This is a genomic window from Pseudomonas sp. LS2P72, assembly GCF_054897865.1.
In genome coordinates this window covers 5658987-5679375 of record NZ_CM142708.1, presented here as the reverse complement: position 1 = coordinate 5679375, position 20389 = coordinate 5658987, and the positions used below count along the sequence as shown (strand labels likewise).

The window sequence follows — 20389 nt, the reverse complement described above, 5'->3', positions numbered from 1 at the left end:
GCTGAAGAGGTCGATCGAGAAGCAGCGCCGAGTGAGAAGACTCGGCGCTGGCGTAGGGTCAAATCAAAAAGTCCCCAGGCGCGTTACCTGTTCAAATCCCGGCTCGTGCCATCGCTGCACGAGTCAGGTCTCTGGCCAACTCGTTACGTGCATAGCCCATGTCTCGAACCTGTCTGTTGTAAAACGCGTTGCTCATTTCTTCACCACTGAACACTTGTTCCTCCGGTACGTTCAGCACTCGGGCCAACGCTTCCAGTTTTTTCTGAAGCCGTGTTGTCTGACTCAAATCCTGATTATTGGCCCACTCGTTCTGAACTTCGCGCAGCTCTTCGAGCTGCCCTTGTTTTTCCGCGAAAAGTTGATCGTTCGACGCGAACTGTTCAGGGTAGGTTTTACGCAAATGTTGCTCCCAGAACGGGTTCTCGAATGAATCGACCATCCCATTGACCAGCCCGTCACCTTTCTCCCGTTCGATGATCGTGGCATAGGCTGTTTCGATTTTTGCCTGATCTACACCGGATCTCGGTTCAAACAGCATGCCCTCTGACTGCCACGGCAACTCCAGGCGTTTCGCCAGTCCCGTTTCAAACGCCAGGTGCACTTCCACATCATCCGGAGCGGTGTTGTTTGCCGGATTGATCAGGAACTTTTGCTGCTGGCTGCTGATTTCGGCTCTGGCGACATCACCGACCTTTTCCAGGCGAGCGGCGCTTCGGGCCAGCCTCACCAGCCTTTCGTCAAGCACCGTGGCGGACGCCGACTCGGTATACGCTTGCGACACCAGCACCTTGAGCCCCATGTTGTTGAACAGCTGCGACCCGGCATCCGCGCAGGTCTCGGGCTGACGGGCCTGTTTAAACAGTTCTTCGCGCAATTCGGAGTCCAGCGCCATGGCATCGATCATTTGCCAGACACGTTGGGTCAACTGCTTGCGCGATTCGATGTGCTGGTAGTCCTGGCTGTCTCTCTGCTTACTGATGACCCTGAAAAAATCGGTGGAGCCGGGTTCTGCCAACACATCGTGCCAGGACTCTTCCCTGTGTACTTTGTAAATCTCGGACACATCGAAAATCGATGGGGCGGTCAAGGACGGTTTCCAATGGGACAGTTCATCCTCTACAGCTCCTGAATAGGCCTGCTGACGGGCAAAGCCCACGGATTCGCGGTAGTCGCCAAAACGGGCCCGGTCAGCATCGGAAAGCCGCAGGGTGTCGAATCGCGCACGTGCCAGGATGAACGCTTGATCCGACCCTGGTGCGACCTGCGGTACGGTCTTGATCGGGCATTGGCGCATGTCGAGAACAAAGCCACGCGGGCGGGTTTTCTCACCGACCGCGTCGCTGAAAAGACCTTGCGGCCAGTCTTCGATACCGGTACTCGCCAGGCCCAACACTTTCAAGTCGCGCATGCCGCCTACATTCGGTGGCTGGCGCAGCGGATTGCCGTCCAGCCTCAGTGTTTCCAGGCGGGTGAGGCTGCTCAACTGCTCAATCGAATGGGCACTCAGGCTGATGCGATTATCTGCCAAGTCCAGAGTGGTTAGCTGGCCCAGTTTGTCAATATTGGACGGCAGCGTGGTCAATTCTGCCTTTCGGGCGCTCAGCTGGCGAAGGTTCGGGAAGTCATTCAATAGACCGTTCCTGTTGCCCGAAAAGTGCGCATTGTCCAGGTTCAGCACGGTGATCTGGTCAAGGAATTTTCTGATGTCGGCCAGCTTGCGTACTTGCTTCCACCAACGCTCGAGATCCGGGCTCAGGATTTCAGCGGAAAGATCCAGCGTGTAGCCACCGTCCGGATGGATACTGCGCTCGCCGAACACTTCGCTCTTGCGTTCGAAGCACTCAAGCAGCTGATTCTCGATATGCCTTCCGCCGTTTTGCAGGAAGTCCCAGTTCGTCCCGGCGATGGGTTCCCCGGAACTGTCTATTTCGATAGGCTGTTTTTCCCGCCAGGCCTGTAAGGTGTTGCGCAATTGCTTGAGGTCATCTCTGATGCGGTCGATGGCCAGGTCGGGGTCGCCCTTGGCACGCAACGCCTGAAGAAACCGGGTGACTTGCTGATCGCTCAATTGCGGATGCAGCTCCTTGATCCTTTGCTCCGGGGTTTTTTCGCCAAAGAACCAGGATGGACCACGAACCAGATTGACGGTTTCAGTCTTGGCCACTGCGCGAATGGGCGATTGCGCCAGCAATGTTCGGCGTCCGCCCGCTGGCGCGGATACTGCCATGATCCATAGTTTGAGCCGGCGACCGTGACCGCGTGGATAACCCAATGCTGCGCGCTTGTCGTCGGGCAGGGCATTGAGAATCGCTTCGTAGAAGTCGTCGGCTTCGTGCAGCCGTCGGTTGTCCCCATCGACCGTTTCGTAGCGGCCCTGCTCATCGCGGATCAGTCGCCGCACCGTCGAGGCATCGTCGGTGCCGACACTGCAGCGTAGCGGGCCGTCGTAGGTGCCGTCGCGCACCTCAATGCGCACATCGCTCAGGCTCTCGGTATGAAAAAACATCAGGGTTTTTAACGCGAGCATCTCGTTGCTCGGTACCCTCATTTCGTCGTGATAAAAACCGTCGTAGGCGCGGGCGGTGGACGCTTCGAAATCCACTTCGCGCGCCAGGGTTTTTATCCTTAGGGGCAGGCGCCTTTCATCGGCTATTCGCTGCAGTTCGGCTGGCTTTGCTGCAGCCAGGACTTTTTCCGCAAGCGTGAGCGGCATGTCCGGGAACGTCTGTTTCAGCACGCGGGTTTGCGCCCTGTTCGACCGTTCACCCGCCTGGTACACACGTTTGGAAATGTCGCCCTGACGCTGATCGACGGCATCCGCCAATCGGTCACGCACTGCCTGGGTGCGTTTGGCGCGTGGTATTTCGCGACCCAGCAGGGCGTTGATTTCGGTGTCATTCAAAAAGACCGAAACGCGTTCGGACAGCCGGCCGGACAGGAGTTCTGGCAGGCCGATGCTCAAGGTATCGGCGTCAGTGGCAGAGGCGTTCCCGTAGGTGCGTGAAAGACCGCTCAAGTCAGACCGTTCATAGACCTTCAAGGCTCGTTCGGCAGGCCAGCCCGGGAGCCTTGTCAGCAGTGGTTCGAACCACACGTACGAGGGGTCGAGCGGTCGCCCGGCACGGATGTTCGCGCTGGCGATCTGCACATCGTCAAACGCGCCGAAGCGCTTGATTGCGTCGACCAGCAGGGGTGGCGGTGGCGCATGCTCGGCATGCATGCGCCGCAGTTCCCCGTCGTCGGTGCCGCTGCCGATGCGGATCTGTTCGCGCTCGGTTGGCGTAAAGCGCTCGACGCTGTGGCCGAGGCGACGCATCAGCGTTTCACCTTGCCAATCGCCCGGATTCTCGCCCTCGAACACCCAGGCGCCGCTGCCGTTGTGTTCGAGCTTCGGCGAGTAGGCATTCGCTCGGGTGGGATGTTTGAGGCGGTGCGTGGCGCTCGGATCGCGCCAAGTGGTTGCAACGGCGTAGAGCTTGCCTTCAAGCGGCAGGATGTCCTGATTGAGGTGTCGGTGCAAACCGAGGACGTCGGGTTTCGAATCAGCGGGCAGGTTCAGGCTGGCTTGTTGATAAGGCTTGAGATCGGGATGCCACAGCGACGCTTTGCCGTTGGGCAACGTGACCGGGTTCATGCCTTCGACCAGCGCCGACAATTTGAATCGAAGCGTGCTGCCAATCGCTGCCCCCGCCCCAAACGCCGCCAGTTGAATGATGTCCGTCACCACACTGGTCATATGTTCGGCTGCTTCAACTGCCAGACCTTCGGCCAGATCGACAATTCCTTCAACGACGTCATTCGTCAGTTGATAAGCGGTGTAGGCCATCATCAGTTCGCCCAGGCCCGGCACGAATGGCGAGGCGATCAACAGGGCGACGTTGAAAAGGTCCGTTACGATTTTCTTGAAGTTGTCCCACCAGGCCCAGCGCGCCTTGGTATCTGTGTCGGCGGTGGACACTGCGATTTCACGTGAGTCATTGAGCACTTTGTTGAGTTTTTGCTGAAAGGCATAGGTCCAGTAATCCCGAGGAGCTGGCAGGGACTGGAACTGCAAGTGAAGGTGAGACACAGGTTCTTCGCGCCACGCTGGACGCGGATCCGTCGGGTCTACTTTGTCATGCCATTTGATGGTGGTGAGGCCTTGAGCCAGATTGGCAAAAAAATGCCCGCGCTGCTGTTGATCGACAAACTGGCTGAAGAATTGCCGGTAACTTTGCCTTGATGACGTGCCAACCTTGTTTTCGCGCAATTGGCGCGCCAGTTCAGTCATGAAGGCGTCTGTTGATTCGTATTCCTTGAGCGGGTGATCCGGGTCATGGGGAACATAGGCAATGAGCCGTTGAATACCATGGCTGTCTCGCATGACAGGCAGCAAAAGAACAATGCCGGTCATACGCGTCCCCATCATCGAGAAATCGCAACACAACATTTGTTTCCCATTGAGGAGCGGTAGAGGGGCGTTCTTTGCCAGCGCCACGATCAGTTTGTAGGCGTCGTATTGGATATCCCCGGTCATCAGCGCCAGTTGCGCGGCGACGTCGAGTGCGTCTTTCTGGCTTTTAGTCACTGTCTGTTGCAGGACGGCTTTGGCCACGACGTCGTCGGGGAGCAGGTAGCTTTCGAGGTAGGCTTTATATCGGGCGCCAATGTCCAGTTCCCGGCACAGCGCCTGGAACTGGGCGATGGTCATTTTCCGGCTGATCGACAGGACATCGAAGTGCCCGCGATGGTCGGGTTTGGTGATGTAGACCGATCCGGTATCTACCTTTTCACTCTTTGCAAAGTTGTGCAGCGCCGCATCCAGCATGGACACCGTTCGGGCTGTGACACCATTCCCCAGGTCTATCGCATACCACGGCAAATCCTTGGGAAGGTACAGGCGCATGTAGGTCGTCTTGACGTCATGCTCGACTCCGTAACGCTTTTTGAGCTCTGCCTGGAGCAGGGGCGCGGCGAACGAATGGAGGTCCAGTTTTTCGAACAGTCTGTCGACTTTATTTTGCGAGCCCCATGCCTTGAGGTTGGCCGCTTTCAGTTTGTCGTGATGGGCGGCGGGCACCTGGGTGTACCAGGGCTCGATCTTCAATCGGGCGGCCGCCAGTGCCCGGCCTCTGCCGACAGTGGCGTTTTTAAAGTGGTCGTGGAGGGTGTTTTTAATGAACTCGTAGTGCCGGCCTTTGTTCATGTTTTGGCCGAGCGTGGGTGCGTCAGACATGGCAATCATCCTTGATCGTTTTAAGAATGATCAGCCTATCTGTCGGGGCTAAAAACAATAGCCTAAAGATCTGTGCTTAACCGGGGCTTTCAGCCGGTAAACAGGTCAGTATTCAAATCTGAAAAATAACTAAATACCACCTGCTGCGCAAAAACTCACAGTCGCGATGTCGGAACCGGCTGACACGCGACGCTGCTACCCGGTTGCAGGTACGGCGTGAGAATCGGCGCCATCCCCTTGAGCACTTGCACTGGCAACGCCGAGGTGAACTTGAACGCTTCGGCCGTTTGCCCGGGCACGAACGCAGTCATCGTGCCGAAGTGACGATCGCCGATGTAGAACACGAAGGTCGCGGTGCGGTTGATGGATTTCGAACTCAGAATTCGCCCACCCGAACCGAAGGCTTCGATGCGGTTATCGCCCGTACCGGTTTTGCCGCCCATGGCCAACGGTTTGCCATCAGTCGTTATGAAACTGCCGGAGATGCGTTTGGCTGTGCCGGCATCCACCACCTGCGACAACGCTTCGCGCATGGCTGCGGCGACCTCGGAAGGCATCACCCGTTTACCGGCATCCGGATCATTGATCAGTTTTGTTTCATACGGCGTGTTCGCCGCGAAGTGCAAGCTGTCGATGCGCAGGGTCGGCATGCGCACGCCGTCGTTGAGGATGGTGCCGATCAGTTCCGCCAAGGCTGCCGGACGGTCGCCGGAACTGCCGATGGCAGTGGCCAGCGACGGCACCAGGTGATCGAACGGATAGCCGACTTTCTGCCAGCGCTGGTGAATGTCGAGGAACGCCTCGATCTCCAGCATGGTGCGAATGCGGCTGTCGCGGGCACCCTTGTGACGGCTTTTGAACAGCCAGCTGTAGACTTCCTGGCGTTCGAAATGGCTGGCTTTGACGATCTGGCTGAACTTGGCGTCGGGGTTGTTCAGCAGGTAGCCCATCAGCCAAAGATCCAACGGGTGAACCTTGGCGATGAAGCCCTGGTCCGGCAAGTCGTAGGCGCCAGGGCCATAGCTTTCGTAAAGCCGCTGGAGTCGTTCGTCGGTCAGTTTTTCGGTGAGCTTGGCGCCTTTCAGGTGTGAGCGCACGAACATGTTGAAGCTTTCCTGGCTGGCCTGTGGCAGCAGATAACGATGCACGGCGGCCATGCGAATCGGTGTGGGGCGCATGCCGTCAAGAAAGGTCTCGAGCCGCGCCTGGGTGTCTTTGTTCTTGTACTTCTTCCAGAACTTCAACAGGAACGACGTGCCTTCGCGGTCGGCAAACGAGGCCAGGTACTCCTGACGCCGAGGGTCGCGATCGTCCTTGAGCAATTCGGCGCTGCTATTGGGGCCGGAATACGTGGTGTAACGCACCAGGTCACGCATCAGCCGGATGAACGGCAGGTTGATCGACTCGCGCAGGGCATCGCGCAGGGTAGGGAGGCGGCCGTTGTCTTCTTTGCGAAAGTTGACGAATGTGTGCAGCCCTCCACCGGTGAAAAAAGCTTCGCCGGGGCTGGCCGAGTATTTGCGATCCAGCGCTGCGCCGAGCATGGCTGGCAAATTGCGGTCTTTGTTCTGGATCAGGTAATCGACGGCCCAGCGACTCAGGCGGTCTTGATCAGGGACGTCGACCTTCTTCAGTTCCGGGACGGTCATCGTTGCGTACTTATCGTGCAGCTCGGCGATGATCTGCAAATAGGTGGTCATCACACGCATCTTGGCGGTGGAGCCCAGTTCCAGCTTGCTGCCTTCATTGATATCGAACGGCTGGTCGGTGCTGTCGGTCTGCACCCGCACCCGCGAGCCGTCCGGGGTCAGTTCGAACAGCGTGAAACTGTAGCGCACTTGGGTGGTGCTGGTGGGGGTCAGCAGGCGTTCGCCCATCAAGCCGATCTGCGCCGCAAACACAGGGTCGGCCAGATGCTTCAGGTACTCGGTAGCCTGGGTTTGCAGCTCGCCTTGCAGGGTGCTGGTGGCGGAAAGATCAAGGCGATCGAGGTCGTACAGTGGACGGTTGAGCAACCCGCCCAGGCGACTGCGTGCCACGCTGATGCCCTTGTTGGTTTCGATCGGCTGAATGGTCGGCTGTGTCTGCCAGTCGCGATAAATCACTTTGCTGGTCAATGCCGCTGCGGCGAGTGGCGCATCGATCACGCCATTCAGTGCCAGCAGACGAATGTGGCTGTCGGTGAGTTCGGCCAGTTCATCGTGGCCCTTGGTCAGGTAGTGGGAAGGGCGGCGCTGGGCAATCATCAAAGACAGCATCTCACGCAGGGCCAGACCTTTTTCCGACATGCTTTTCGGATCTGTCTCCTTGCTTGCCAGACGTTTGTTGGCCTCGTTGAAATCGGCGCCATACCAGACGCGCAGTCCCTCGGCCATGCCATGCACTTCACCGTGGCCCGGTACTGCCGACAGAGGCACGCTGTTGAGGTAATCGCGAATCACGTTCTGCCGGGCTTCGAGGGTCTCCGGTCCGGCCTGATAGGCGCGCACACTGGCGGAAATCATCTGACGGATTTTCTCCGCGCCCGACACGGTCAGGCCATCGGGCGAATGCCGGTACTTCTCAAGTTGCGTTGCCAGGGTACTGCCACCCGCGGACTGGCCCGGCAGGTGCAACAACTTGGCGACCTGGGACCACGCCGCCATACCGAACCGAGGCCAATCCACCGCAGGGTTGGCGAGGGGCTGACGGGGATCGAGCAGAAAGCGGTTTTCGATGAACAGCAAACTGTTGACCACCACGGGGGGGATCGCCGCAAAGCTTGAATACAGTTGTTGTGGGTATTTGTACTGGTAAAGCGGTGCCGCACGGCAATCGGTGATCGACAATCCAGCCTGGATTTTCTCCGCGTAGGGCACGAAAAAGCCATTGCCGGTGTAGTCCATCAACTTTGGGGAAAACCGCGTCTGGGACGCCACAATGTAGTCACGCTTGATCAGACGCGGCAGGAATTCATCCAGAGAGCTGTAGCCCAGACGCAGGTCGAAAGGACCGGCGCCGGGATAGTGAATGGCATCGCTGGGACCGGGTTTCATCTCGTAGCTCAGGGTGGCGGCGTATTGGCTGAGTTCTCGGGATTGAAACTTCGACGTGCGCATTTCCTTGGCGGCGGCCAGCCCCAGGACAATCAGAATTATCAGCAACAACAACCAGAACGCCCCCCAGCCATGCTTCGTAAGACTGCGAGGGGGTTTTTCAGGTAAAGGCGCTTCATCCACACGTTCAGTCGGAACCACATTTTTACTCGTATCGGAGTGCCACAAAACGCCCATAGTCGACTGATCCATTCACGCAGATTGAGAGGACTTGTCTGAAGCTTAGACGGTGGTTGGCCTTGGTGAAAAAATTGTGAATACACAAATATCGATTTTCCCTCAGCGAGGGAATTTATGTGGCGAGGGGATTTAGCGAAACGTCGCACCGCCCCGTTCGGTTGCGCAGCAGCTGTAAAACCTGTGGATGCGGTGTGACTGAAAGACACAGGGGAGCGCTTCGCACTCCAACGGGGATAAATCCCCTCGCCACATAAATCCCTTCACCAACAGGGAGTTTGGTAGCCACAGAAGGGAAGTGACGTTACAACCAGCAGACATCCCAGAGGGGGTAGTCGCCGATTTTGTCTACGAGCCCTGCTCTCAAGGGGTTGGCAACAATGTAACGAGCGAACGGCAGAAGCTCTTCACCATCACGAATGGTTCGGTCGTGATAACCGGTTTGCCACAAAGAGCCACTTCGGCCGGTCGTTTTGTTCACTGCCTGGGCGCATCGGGCTTTGGTAGCACCAATGACATTCCCTAAATTGTCGTCTTGCAGTTGCATCAGCCAATGAAAGTGATCAGGCATAACCACCCAAGCGATTGAATTCACCAGTCCGGAGTCGTGAGCCCGGCGCAGTTCTGCGACAAGCAAGCGCCCCACCCGCCAATCAGAAAATATGGGTTGCCGATCGTGAATAACTGCGGTGATGAGGTAGGCACGGCCGTTTTCGGAATTTCTGCCTAAACGCAGGCGATGGGAGTTTGGTTGAGTAGGCAATCCATTGCTTCCTTTCGTGATAGTCAGGTGACGCTTTCAGGCTAGTGCCCAGTGGTCTTCATTGGCGCTGCGATTGTTGAGTGAAATTTCTGACTGCTACGAAAGATTCACGGCAGTGATGGGAGCGCCTCTGTGGTGGGGTGATTTATGTGGCGAGGGGATTTATCCCCGTTGGAGTGCGAAGCGCTCCCCTGTGTCCTTTCAGTCACACCGCATCCACAGGTTTACGGCTGCTGCGCAACCGAACGGGGCGGTGCGACGTTTCGCTAAATCCCCTTGCCACAGAGGTGGAGTCGCCTTAAAGGTTTGAGATAGAGCCGTCGCCGTGCGAATGCTGACTGGATAGGGGCATGACGATGCACCATTACCGTGCAATACTCCGCGCCGTTTCATTGGCGAATATTCCTGCGTATGCCAGGTAATGCCCCTCCGTAAACCGCGCTTATCCCGAGAGTTCTCGCTAAATGTTGTGGTTTATAGAGTGAAAAACCCTGTAAGAAGCTTTTTATACTGCACGCCCCGCTGATCTTGCAGGTTTTGTCCTACAAGACGGGTTTGCCCACGAAGCAGGCCCGGTTTCACAAAAGCATTGGCTTACCGGTCAGCGCTTCGACACTCGGTGGTCATATCCAATAACAAGACGAGGTTGTACCCCTATGCCAGGCAATCACCTGCCCAATGGCGAGACCGCTCAAGGCGGCCCGCTCAAACGCGAACTCGGCGAACGGCATATTCGCTTGATGGCACTCGGTGCCTGTATCGGCGTCGGTCTGTTCCTCGGTTCGGCCAAGGCCATCGAGATGGCCGGTCCGGCAATCATGCTGTCCTACATCATCGGCGGTCTGGCGATCCTGGTGATCATGCGCGCCCTCGGCGAGATGGCGGTGCACAACCCGGTCGCCGGCTCCTTCAGCCGATATGCTCAAGACTATCTCGGCCCATTGGCGGGCTTCCTGACCGGCTGGAACTACTGGTTCCTGTGGCTGGTGACCTGCGTTGCGGAAATCACCGCGGTGGCGGTGTACATGGGCGTCTGGTTCCCCGATGTGCCGCGCTGGATCTGGGCACTCGCGGCGTTGATCAGCATGGGTTCGATCAACCTGATCGCGGTGAAAGCCTTCGGTGAGTTCGAATTCTGGTTTGCCCTGATCAAGATCGTCACCATCATTGCGATGGTGATCGGCGGTATCGGCGTGATCGCGTTCGGCTTCGGCAACGACGGCGTTGCCTTGGGGATTTCCAATCTCTGGGCGCATGGCGGTTTCATGCCCAACGGCGTGCAAGGCGTGTTGATGTCCCTGCAAATGGTGATGTTCGCCTACCTCGGTGTCGAGATGATCGGCCTGACCGCCGGTGAAGCGAAGAACCCGCAGAAGACCATTCCCAATGCGATCGGCTCGGTGTTCTGGCGGATTCTGTTGTTCTACGTCGGCGCGCTGTTCGTGATCCTGTCGATCTACCCGTGGAACGAAATCGGCACCCAGGGCAGCCCATTCGTGATGACCTTCGAGCGTCTGGGCATCAAGACTGCCGCCGGCATCATCAACTTTGTGGTGATCACCGCGGCGCTGTCGTCCTGCAATGGTGGCATCTTCAGCACCGGGCGCATGCTCTACAGCCTGGCGCAGAACGGCCAGGCCCCGGCCGGCTTCGCCCAGACTTCGAGCAATGGCGTGCCGCGTCGCGCGTTGCTGTTGTCGATCTTCGTGCTGTTACTGGGTGTGCTGCTCAACTACATGGTCCCGGAGAAAGTGTTCGTCTGGGTGACGGCGATTGCCACCTTCGGTGCGATCTGGACCTGGGTGATGATCCTGCTGGCCCAGCTCAAGTTCCGCAAAGGCCTGAGTGCCAGCGAACGTGCCGGCCTGAAATACAAGATGTGGTTCTACCCGGTCAGTTCGTATCTGGCGCTGGCGTTTCTGGTGCTGGTGGTCGGCCTGATGGCGTACTTCCCGGACACTCGCGTGGCGCTCTATGTGGGCCCGGCGTTCCTGGTCCTGCTGACGGTGTTGTTTTACGTGTTCAAGCTGCAACCGACCAATGTGTCGCAGGGGGCGGTGCGTTCGGCTTCGTAAGACGTAACGCCTGAAATGAAAAAGCCCCGGTCGTAATGATCGGGGCTTTTTATGGGCTGATTAGTTCTCTTGGTGGCAAGCGAGCTTTTGTGGCGAGGGGATTTATCCCCGTTGGGCTGCGCAGCGGCCCCCAGCGCCCATTCAGACAGACCGAGTTGTTTGGATTTACGACTGCTTCGCAGCCGAACGGGGATAAATCCCCTCGCCACATAGTCTCGGTGTCTCTTAATGGACGGCAACCTTTTGAATCGGTGCGGTCAGGCGTTTATTGAAATCCAGCCACGCCCCCAGCAATGCCATCACCCCGGCACCCACCAATGCCGTGAAAACCTGCATGGCAAACGCATCGTCGGTCAGGGCGTTGAGCATGTCCGCCAAGGGCGCCAACAGCACGCCGAGGCAGAAAACTTCCAGTGAGTAGCGCCCCATGCGGCAGCATTGCTGCGCCAGCCAGTTTTGCGTCCAGCCGTTGCCGGGCAAGAGCCTGGCGGTGACATAAGCCAGCGCCAGGAAGTGCAACAGACGGACCGGCGACAGATCGGTCTTGCTGATCGGGTACAGCAAGTTGCTCAGGCTGGCAGGCATCAGGGCATCGTGAATTTCCGGCCAGCGCCAGGAGACAGTAATCACGCCGGTCACCACCACGTACACCGCCGCGCAGACAAACAAGGGTTGGCGCAACAGCGGGCGAGGGTCGGGCAACCGTGGCCGCAGCCCGTGAATCGCCATAAAGCCGCCGAGGATAAACAGCAGTTGCCAGGTGACGGGGTTGAAGTACCACACGCCGTCCTTGATGGCCGCCAGGTTCCAGCCAAACCGCGGTGCCAGCAAGTACACCGCCAATGACACCGCTACGACCGCCCACGGTTTGCGCACCAGCAACGGCAAAACCAGTGGCAAACCCGCCAGCAGCACGATGTACAGCGGCAGCGGGTCCATCAGGTTCGGCTTGAAGCGCAGCAGTAACTCATCCGTCAACGCTTGCTGGGGGTTGGTGATGAAGTGATGCAGGCCCATTTCCTCTACCAGATCGCGGGTCTCCACATGACTGTTGGCGAAGAACACGATGCCCATCAGCATGGCCAGCAGGAAAATATGGACCACGTAGAGCACCCAGGCGCGCCGCAGAATCTTCACGCAGGCGATCAGGAAACCATCGCGCGCAAGGATTTTGCCGTAGGCCAGAACGGCCGCGTAGCCGGCGAGGAACACGAATATTTCTGCGGCATCGCTGAAACCGACATTGCGCAGGGTGATTTGGCCAAGGGGGTTGTGAGGCACGTGATCCCAGAAAATGAAGATCAGTGCCAGGCCGCGAAAAAAGTCGATTCGGTGATCGCGCTCAAATGTCATGAAGGCGGGCTCGTGAACGGGTGTTGAGAATAAGGAGTAGCCGAAGGCGCCAAAGGTTGCGCGCCGCACAACGGCGGCGCGCAGGGTGGCGTGATTCGCAGGTAATTGCAAAACCGGGGGTATTTCGGGATGTCTCCCGGCGTTGAGGTCAGCCCTGACCGCTGGTCTGAAAGGCAGTCAGACCTGTGATTTCTGACAGTAGACAAGTTCAAAGATTTATGACCTGAAACAGGGGAATCACCATGAGGCTCTTGTGGAAAGGATTTTCCAGCTACACGGTAGTCGGGGTCGCCAACACGCTGATCCACTGGCAAATTTTTTTCCTGCTGAGCGTGGGGGCCGGCGTCAGTCAGGCTGTCAGCAACCTGGCAGCCTTCTGCGTTGCCGCCTCGTTTTCCTTCTATATGAACGCGCTGTACACCTTCGATGCCAAGGCGTCGGTCGGCGGTTATCTTCTATTCTTGGGAGCCATGGGGGCGCTGAGTCTGGGCGTCGGTCATGCAGGCGACGTGTGGAGACTTCACGGTCTGCTGACGGTGGCTTTTTTTTCGGCGTTGAGCCTGGTGCTGGGCTTTCTGCTTTCAAAGTACGTGGTCTTTCGCGAGCGTAACGCATGAAAGTCTCGTTGATCGTTCCGGTATTCAATGAAGAACAGGCGATCAGCCTGTTTTATCAGGCGGTGCGTCGCGAATTGAGGCTTGACCGGACTGAGGTCGAGATCGTGTTCATCAACGATGGCAGTTCCGACCGGACGGCTGAAGAGGTCAAGGCCCTGGCGCAGGCCGATGAGCAGATCTTGCTGATCAACTTCTCGCGCAACTTCGGCAAGGAACCGGCGTTGTTCGCCGGCCTGGAATATGCCACCGGCGATGCGGTGATTCCCATGGATGTCGATTTGCAGGACCCGATCAGCGTCATTCCGCGGTTGATTGACCAATGGCAAAAAGGCGCGGATGTGGTGCTCGCCAAGCGCCGGGATCGCACCGCCGACAGTTACCTGAAACGCCACAGCGCGTCGCTGTTCTACCGTGTGCTGAACCGTATCGCTTACACCCGGATCGAAGAAAACGTCGGGGATTTTCGGCTGATGGATCGCAAGGTGGTCGACGTGATTCGCACGCTTCCCGAGCACCAGTTGTTCATGAAGGGCGTGCTGTCATGGGCCGGGTTCAACACCGTGGTGGTGGAGTACGAGCGAGCCGAGCGAGCAGCGGGCACCAGCAAGTTCAATGGCTGGAAGCTCTGGAACCTGGCGCTGGAAGGCGTGACCTCGTTCAGCACGGTGCCGTTGCGCTTATGGACTTACGTCGGTGGCGGTATTTCGATCTTCGCGGTGCTCTACGCGGTGTACATGGTGCTGGACAAGATTCTCTTCGGCAACAGCGTCCCCGGTTACCCGTCGTTGATGACGGCCATTCTGTTTCTCGGCGGCGTGCAACTGATCGGCATCGGCATTCTCGGTGAATACGTCGGCCGCATTTACATCGAAGCCAAGCATCGGCCGCGCTATGTGGTGAAAGACATCATTGGCGGCAAAGACCGGCTCGGGTTTTAGCATGGGCAGGTTCAGCGACTTTTTCAGCAAGGAACTCGGGCGTCGACAGGTCTGGCTGTTTTTTCTGTTGGCGATCTTTGTGTATGTGGCGCCGCTGATCCTCGCGGACTATCCGTATATCGACGACAACTGGCGATCCCTGTCGGCCGGTATGGCATGGGCGGAGCAGGGGCGGTTGTTCACCGAGCTGTTCTACAACCTGCTGACCTTCAGCGATGCCGCGCCGAACATCTTTCCGCTGCCGCTATTGATCGCAGCGCTGGCCATGGCCGCGGCATTGACCAGCCTGACGTTTCATTACTATCCGCAACCGACGATTGCCTGCTGCCTGGTGACGCTACCGCTCTGGTACAACCCGTTCTTTCTGCAAAACCTGTCTTATCAATACGACGGGCCCGCGATGGCGTTGAGCGTGGTGGCGGTCATCTATGCGATCACCTTTCGTTCCCCCTCGCGCATTGTTAATTGGCTGGTGCCCTCGTTCCTGATTGCGCTGGCACTGGGGCTTTATCAGGTGAGCTTCAATGTGTTTCTCGGGTTGTGTTGCCTGGAGGTACTCAGGGGCGCCAATGACAAACTCGCCTGGCCGCAGTGGTGCGAATTAATCGGCTGGAAAATTGCTCAGGCCTTACTGGGCTGCCTGATTTACGCCGTCAGTGCTTATCCGTTCACTCGGCACAATCGCACCCTGCTGCTGGACTGGACCGCGGAGCCGTTGCTGCAACTGCACGTCAACATCGCCCGAGTGCTGGAAAAAGTCGCGCTGCTGTTTCACGGCGGATTTGCCTGGGTGTTCGGCGCACTGTTGCTGTGTGCCATTGCCGGCGCGGTTCGCCTCGGGCTCAACGTCGTGGCGCGTCAGGACAGTACAGCGAACAAAATGCTGATCGGCCTGATCTGTGTGCTGGCATTACCGGTAGTGGCCTTACTGGTGTCGGGTATGGCGCTGTTCTTCCGGGACTTCAATGAAGGCGCCCGGACCCTGATGGGCTTCGCGGTCCTGTTGGTGCTCTTGTTCTATCTGAGCCATCTGGCGCTGGCACGAATCCACCAGCGGCTGCCGCTGTTGTTAATGGTTCCACTGCTGGCGATGCTTTCGATTTCGTATGCCTATGGGCGCGTGCTGACCGTGCAAAAAGCCTTCGCGGCCAGCGCGGTGTTAAGTCTTGTACACGACATCGCGTCGAATCGACAGCTGCTCGAGGCCAAGCGAATTTACCTGTCAGTGACCTATTCCGATCACTGGCTGCTAGGGGCGGTGGGCTCGTTCAAGCAAATGCCAGTGCTGCACTATCTGCTGAACATCGACTTCTTCATGCTGGCCGAGAACCTGCCGAAAGTGGGCATCACCAACGTCGTTGCGGAGAAGGAACGACGTAACGCGACGAGGGTGGGTTATCAGGGTTATCCACCGGTGGTGGAGAACCTGTACTACCGGATTTATCTGCTCGGCGATTATGGTTTTATTGTGATGAAAGAGCCGGCCCCGATTAAGACGCTTCATTGGTGAAGGGTGAGAGGCAAATTACCGCTGGTCTGGAATACTCACCTACCTGTTATTTCTGTCAGTAGACCGGTACAGGGTTGTCACTTAGTTTGAAAGGCACCTGAAACAGGGACATTGGCAGGAGCCAGCATGAAAGCGTTATCGAAAGGATTCTGTAGCTACGCGGTCATTGCCGTGGCCAATGCGCTGATCCATTGGCAGATTTTTTATGTGCTCACTGTCGCCGCCGAACTCAGTCAGGCGATCAGCAACCTTGTGGCGTTTTGCGTCGCGGCCTCCTTTTCTTTCTATGTGAATGCTCTTTACACCTTTGAGAGCAAGGCAGCGGCGCTTGGGTATTTGTTGTTCCTCGGTTTCATGGGGGGCGTGAGCTACTGCATTGGACGTATTGCCGATCTGTGGCAGCTGCATGGTTTGGTGACGGTGACATCGTTTTGGCTGTTGAACCTGATTGGCGAGTTTTTCTTTTCCAGGTTTGTGGTGTTTCGTGGAGACGAGTCATGAGGTTTTTCAGCCTATGATTCCAATGTTTGGCTGCTCATTGGTGACGGCGGGCGTCAGAACGCATCCATCTTCACGACCATGCAATCCCTGGCCTGGTAAGCGTTGATCTGCGGTACCAGCCGCCGAAAATGCTCTGACTGGCAATGGGCATCCAGCGCCGCCTGATTCGGCCATTGTTCGACGAAGATAAAGTGCCCGGGGTCTTTTTGATCGATGAACAAGTCGTAAGCGAGGCAATCAGGTTCCAGTCGAGTCTTCTCGACCAGTTCGGCGTACCACGGGCGAACGGTTTCAATGTGTTCGGGTTTGATGAAATCCTCAGCGATGACTTTCAGCATGCTGTTCTTCCTTGGTGTAAAGCCAACCTCCCGATGAGGTTGGCGTTCAAACGTTGTTTACGCGGCCGCCAACTCATTCGGCTCAAAACTGTCCGCCCGCGCCATCTGCCACATCCGCGAGTAAAACTCGCCATTCACTTCACCGGTCAGTAACTCCCCCGGTTTCAAGAACACGTGCAACTGCGAAAACAATTTGATCTCGGTTGCCGACATGCGCCGTACCAAGTGCTTGGCCGACAATTGCGAAGGTTGTTCCAACCCGGCAGCGGCGAGCATTTCGGCCAGGGCCTTGAGCGTGTTGCGGTGGAAGTTGAAGACGCGTTGGGCCTTGCCCGGAACCACCAGTGCGCGTTGGCGCAGGGTGTCCTGGGTGGCGACGCCGGTCGGGCATTTGTTGGTGTGGCAGCTTTGCGACTGGATGCAGCCCAAACCGAACATGAAGCCGCGTGCCGAGTTGGCCCAGTCGGCGCCGATGGCCAGGACGCTGGCAATGTCGAAGGCGCTGACGATCTTGCCGCTGGCGCCGAGTTTGATTTTGTCCCGCAGGTTCAGGCCGACCAGGGTGTTGTGCACGAACAACAGGCCTTCGCGCATCGGCACACCAATGTGGTCGGTGAACTCCACGGGCGCGGCGCCGGTGCCGCCTTCCTTGCCGTCGACCACGATGAAGTCGGGGAGGATGCCGGTTTCCAGCATGGCCTTGGCGATGCCCATGAATTCCCACGGGTGACCGAGGCAGAACTTGAAGCCCACCGGTTTGCCGCCGGACAGTTCACGCAACTGCTGGATGAAGTGCATCAGTTCAATCGGTGTGGAAAACGCGCTGTGCCGCGACGGCGAGATGCAATCCTCGCCCATCAGGATGCCGCGGGTTTCGGCGATTTCCTTGGTGACCTTGTGCTTTGGCAGAATCCCGCCATGACCAGGCTTGGCGCCTTGGCTGATTTTGATTTCGATCATCCGCACTTGGGGCGTCTGCGCTTGTGCCGCGAAGCGTTCCGGGTCGAAGCGCCCGTCAGCGGTGCGACAGCCGAAGTAGCCGCTGCCGAGTTCCCAGGTCAGGTCGCCGCCGTTTTCCCGGTGATAGGCGCTGATGCTGCCTTCGCCGGTGTCGTGGGCGAAGTTGCCGAGTTTCGCTCCCTGGTTCAACGCGCGAATGGCGTTGGCGCTGAGGGAGCCGAAGCTCATGGCCGAGATGTTGAACACCGACGCCGAGTACGGCTGCGTGCACTGCGGGCCGCCGACCGTTACCCGGAAACTGCTCGGGTCGCTCAACGGCGCCGGGCGCATGGAGTGGCCGATGAATTCGAAACCCGACTGATACACATCAATCAACGTGCCGAAGGGTTTGTCGGCACTTTCGTTCTTGGCCCGTGAATAGACCAGCGAACGCTGGGCCCGGGAGAAGGGCAGGGCGTCGCTGTCGGACTCGAGCAAGTACTGGCGAATTTCCGGGCGAATACCCTCCACCAGATAGCGGATGTTGCCGAGGATCGGGTAATTACGGCGCACCGCGTGAGGGCTTTGCAGCAGATCGAACAGGCCCACGAGGCTGAGGATGCCGGTGACGACGGTGATCGGCCAGAGCCAGTCGTGCTCCAGGAAGGGCAGGCTGGCAAGGGTGAAAATCACACAGACGGCAAAGAAGGCGTAGCGGCTCAGGAGTGACAGGCTCATACGGTTTCCTTGGGTTCGGACTCGGTTGTATTCAACACGGTGGATCACACAAATCTCTGTAGGAGCCGAGCTTGCTCGCGATGGCGTCGTGTCAGACACCAGATTTTTGACTGAAAGACCGCCATCGCGAGCAAGTTCGGCTCCTACAGGGTTGTGCTGTGTCAGGCATTTTGTGCCTGGAGAAAAATCGAAAACAGCTCTGACTGGGATTTGATCCCCAGTTTGCTGTACATGTGTTTCTTATGGACTTTCACGGTTTCGACAGAGATTTCCAACTTGCGGGCGATTTCTTTACTGGAGCAACCGCTGAGCATCAAGCGCCCGACATCCAGCTCCCGGGCGGTCAATTGCGCGCCTTTGAGTTGTTGCACCGACGCTTCCAGCTGCACGCGCCAGTCGGCTTTCGGTGGTGCTGGCGCGAGGGCCAAGGCTTCGTTTATTTCGTAGGGCAGGCGCTGGCGCAACAGGCCGAGCACCCAAGGCTGGATCAGCGACAGCAAGGCAATCTGCTGGCCGCTGAAACGCTGCTTGCTGCCCAGTGACAGGCACAGCGTGCGGTCGCCTTCGAGTTGGCAATTGAACTGGATTTCATCGGCCACCACATTCAGACGAAAGTAGCGCTGGTAATACTCGGTCAGCTCGAAATGCTCCGGCGCCACTTCCGACAGGCGATAGAGCCCGGTGCGCGACTGCTCGCGACAGGCGATGTAGAACGGATCGAGCAAGTACAAACCGCGCAGGTAATCCTGGAACAACGGATCGGGACTGCCGTCCGCGCCCGGGCATTCGGCGAATACTTGCGGGTGCTGATCAGCGCTGAAAAGCAGCGCCACCCAGCTGTCGAAGGTCACGTACTGATCCAGCAACCGCACCAGCTGCGTCCAGAAATTGGGCTTGTCCAGGCCGTCGATCAGTTGCCCGACCGAGCGGTGCCATGCGATGTCGTCTAACGAAAGTGTCATGCCTCTACCCCTATCGGGTTACCCCAGCGGCGTGATGTCAGGCCGGTGGCTTGCTGCGCATACTGGCGCACAGATACCGACCGGGCAATCTTTCTGCCAGCCTGATCAAGAACAAGGAATACCCATGAAAGTCGAACTTGCCCGGGAAGTGGTGTCTCCTTTCCCCTGTGGAGCGGTCCGACGTTTCGGGTCGTCAGCCACCGGAGATGGATTTCCAGGAGGCTACGTAGGTGGGAACGGTTTGGATTGGTGAATCGGCAACTGGACCCGAAACGTGGTCCCCACCCCAACTTCACTGCGCACCGTAATATCCCCCCGATGCTTTTTCACGATGCCATAGGACAGGGACAACCCCAGCCCCGTCCCCTGGCCCACCGGTTTGGTAGTGAAGAACGGGTCGAAGATTTTCTGCAGACTGTCCGGCGCAATGCCGATGCCGGTGTCTGCGACTTCGATCCACACCGTTTCCGCTTCAAGCCCGGTGCGCAAGGTGATGGTGCCGCGCTCCGGGCCGATGGCCTGAGAGGCGTTGACGATCAGGTTCATGATCACCTGATTGATTTGCGAAGGCAGGCATTCGATGTCGGGCAGGAACTGATATTCCTTCAGCACATCGGCCTTGTACTTGAGTTCGTTGGCGACAATGTTCAAGGTCGATTCGATGCCCTGTTGCAGATTGGCCCACTGCCATTCCTGATTGGAGTCCACCCGGGAGAAGTCCTTCAGGTCCTTGACGATTTGCCCGACCCGGTTGATGCCGTCCTTGGATTCCTTGATCAGCAGTGGAATGTCCTCGCGCAGGAATTCCAGCTCGACCCGTTCGCGCAGTTCGTTCAAACGCTCGATGAGCTCGCTGGAGCCGATCGCCTCTTCCGCATCCCGATAGGCGTCGAGCATTTCCTGCAGCTGTTTGAAGTAGCCATCCAGGGTGCCGAGGTTGGAGGAAATGAAGCCGATGGGGTTGTTGATTTCATGAGCAACGCCGGCCGCGAGTTGCCCCAATGAGGCGAGTTTCTCCGATTGCACCAACTGACTTTCAAGCTGTTTGCGCTCGTCGATTTCCCGCTGCAACTCCACGCTGGCGTCTGTGAGCTGCCGGGTTCGGTGCTCGACCATCTGCCCCAAATGGTCCATCTGCACGCTGGCCCGTTCGGTCATGTCCCATTTA

Annotated in this window: 13 protein-coding genes and 1 pseudogene; 5 read left to right on the top strand and 9 right to left on the bottom strand. The window is 57.8% G+C overall.

Translation table 11 applies throughout. The features are described from left to right. Positions 1-91: 91 nt before the first annotated feature. The 3 genes from ACYZUA_RS26105 to ACYZUA_RS26095 form a co-directional block, all read right to left on the bottom strand. Entirely contained in the window at positions 92-5215 is a 5124-nt protein-coding gene (locus ACYZUA_RS26105) for an NEL-type E3 ubiquitin ligase domain-containing protein (protein ID WP_461961169.1), read from the bottom strand. A 155-nt stretch (positions 5216-5370) separates the two neighbouring features. Next, positions 5371-8487, bottom strand: a complete 3117-nt coding sequence (locus ACYZUA_RS26100; RefSeq protein WP_461961168.1) for a transglycosylase domain-containing protein — start codon at positions 8485-8487, stop codon at positions 5371-5373. A 304-nt stretch (positions 8488-8791) separates the two neighbouring features. After that, positions 8792-9250, bottom strand: coding sequence for an REP-associated tyrosine transposase (locus ACYZUA_RS26095; protein WP_461961167.1), 459 nt, complete (start codon positions 9248-9250; stop codon positions 8792-8794). A 656-nt stretch (positions 9251-9906) separates the two neighbouring features. Between ACYZUA_RS26095 and ACYZUA_RS26090 the strand changes: the two genes are divergently transcribed. Next, positions 9907-11325 carry an amino acid permease gene (locus ACYZUA_RS26090; RefSeq protein WP_461961166.1) on the top strand — a complete coding sequence of 473 codons (1419 nt, stop codon included), beginning with the start codon at positions 9907-9909 and terminating at the stop codon, positions 11323-11325. 225 nt (positions 11326-11550) lie between these two features. On the opposite strand, the gene ACYZUA_RS26085 is transcribed toward ACYZUA_RS26090, so the two are convergent. After that, entirely contained in the window at positions 11551-12678 is a 1128-nt protein-coding gene (locus ACYZUA_RS26085; protein ID WP_461961165.1) for an OpgC family protein, read from the bottom strand. A 242-nt stretch (positions 12679-12920) separates the two neighbouring features. Between ACYZUA_RS26085 and ACYZUA_RS26080 the strand changes: the two genes are divergently transcribed. The 4 genes from ACYZUA_RS26080 to ACYZUA_RS26065 all read left to right on the top strand — a co-directional run bounded on the left by ACYZUA_RS26080 (position 12921) and on the right by ACYZUA_RS26065 (position 16244). Then, positions 12921-13295, top strand: coding sequence for a GtrA family protein (locus tag ACYZUA_RS26080; RefSeq protein ID WP_461961164.1), 375 nt, complete (start codon positions 12921-12923; stop codon positions 13293-13295). After that, positions 13292-14233, top strand: a complete 942-nt coding sequence (locus tag ACYZUA_RS26075; protein ID WP_461961163.1) for a glycosyltransferase family 2 protein — start codon at positions 13292-13294, stop codon at positions 14231-14233. Before ACYZUA_RS26080 ends, ACYZUA_RS26075 begins: the two co-directional genes overlap by 4 nt. A gap of 1 nt (position 14234) precedes the next feature. Continuing rightward, entirely contained in the window at positions 14235-15743 is a 1509-nt protein-coding gene (locus ACYZUA_RS26070; RefSeq protein WP_461961162.1) for a glucosyltransferase domain-containing protein, read from the top strand. Positions 15744-15869: 126 nt separating this feature from the next. After that, on the top strand, positions 15870-16244 hold the full coding sequence (locus ACYZUA_RS26065) for a GtrA family protein (protein WP_461961161.1): 375 nt from the start codon (positions 15870-15872) through the stop codon (positions 16242-16244). A 53-nt stretch (positions 16245-16297) separates the two neighbouring features. Here the strand turns inward: ACYZUA_RS26065 and ACYZUA_RS26060 are convergent, their stop codons facing one another. The 5 genes and pseudogenes from ACYZUA_RS26060 to ACYZUA_RS26040 form a co-directional block, all read right to left on the bottom strand. Beyond that, positions 16298-16582 carry a putative quinol monooxygenase gene (locus ACYZUA_RS26060; RefSeq protein ID WP_461961160.1) on the bottom strand — a complete coding sequence of 95 codons (285 nt, stop codon included), beginning with the start codon at positions 16580-16582 and terminating at the stop codon, positions 16298-16300. Between the two features lie 57 nt (positions 16583-16639). Beyond that, positions 16640-18259 (bottom strand): FMN-binding glutamate synthase family protein, encoded by a 1620-nt coding sequence (locus tag ACYZUA_RS26055; protein ID WP_461961159.1) that lies wholly within the window; start codon positions 18257-18259, stop codon positions 16640-16642. Between the two features lie 161 nt (positions 18260-18420). Beyond that, positions 18421-19221, bottom strand: coding sequence for a helix-turn-helix transcriptional regulator (locus ACYZUA_RS26050; RefSeq protein ID WP_461961158.1), 801 nt, complete (start codon positions 19219-19221; stop codon positions 18421-18423). Positions 19222-19443: 222 nt separating this feature from the next. Continuing rightward, on the bottom strand, positions 19444-19767 hold the full coding sequence (locus tag ACYZUA_RS26045; RefSeq protein WP_461964127.1) for a sensor histidine kinase: 324 nt from the start codon (positions 19765-19767) through the stop codon (positions 19444-19446). A 408-nt stretch (positions 19768-20175) separates the two neighbouring features. Beyond that, a pseudogene (locus tag ACYZUA_RS26040) lies at positions 20176-20262 on the bottom strand (hypothetical protein); the annotation flags it as partial. Between the last annotated feature and the right edge of the window lie 127 nt (positions 20263-20389).

Excerpts from the sequence above, each read along its gene's own strand:
- ACYZUA_RS26090 (WP_461961166.1), top strand. The coding sequence starts at position 9,907 with ATGCCAGGCAATCACCTGCCCAATGGCGAGACCGCTCAAGGCGGCCCG.
- ACYZUA_RS26055 (WP_461961159.1), bottom strand. The coding sequence starts at position 18,259 with ATGAGCCTGTCACTCCTGAGCCGCTACGCCTTCTTTGCCGTCTGTGTG.
- ACYZUA_RS26060 (WP_461961160.1), bottom strand. The coding sequence starts at position 16,582 with ATGCTGAAAGTCATCGCTGAGGATTTCATCAAACCCGAACACATTGAA.
- ACYZUA_RS26085 (WP_461961165.1), bottom strand. The coding sequence starts at position 12,678 with ATGACATTTGAGCGCGATCACCGAATCGACTTTTTTCGCGGCCTGGCA.
- ACYZUA_RS26075 (WP_461961163.1), top strand. The coding sequence starts at position 13,292 with ATGAAAGTCTCGTTGATCGTTCCGGTATTCAATGAAGAACAGGCGATC.
- ACYZUA_RS26105 (WP_461961169.1), bottom strand. The coding sequence starts at position 5,215 with ATGTCTGACGCACCCACGCTCGGCCAAAACATGAACAAAGGCCGGCAC.
- ACYZUA_RS26070 (WP_461961162.1), top strand. The coding sequence starts at position 14,235 with ATGGGCAGGTTCAGCGACTTTTTCAGCAAGGAACTCGGGCGTCGACAG.
- ACYZUA_RS26065 (WP_461961161.1), top strand. The coding sequence starts at position 15,870 with ATGAAAGCGTTATCGAAAGGATTCTGTAGCTACGCGGTCATTGCCGTG.
- ACYZUA_RS26045 (WP_461964127.1), bottom strand. The coding sequence starts at position 19,767 with ATGAACCTGATCGTCAACGCCTCTCAGGCCATCGGCCCGGAGCGCGGC.
- ACYZUA_RS26050 (WP_461961158.1), bottom strand. The coding sequence starts at position 19,221 with ATGACACTTTCGTTAGACGACATCGCATGGCACCGCTCGGTCGGGCAA.
- ACYZUA_RS26100 (WP_461961168.1), bottom strand. The coding sequence starts at position 8,487 with ATGGGCGTTTTGTGGCACTCCGATACGAGTAAAAATGTGGTTCCGACT.
- ACYZUA_RS26080 (WP_461961164.1), top strand. The coding sequence starts at position 12,921 with ATGAGGCTCTTGTGGAAAGGATTTTCCAGCTACACGGTAGTCGGGGTC.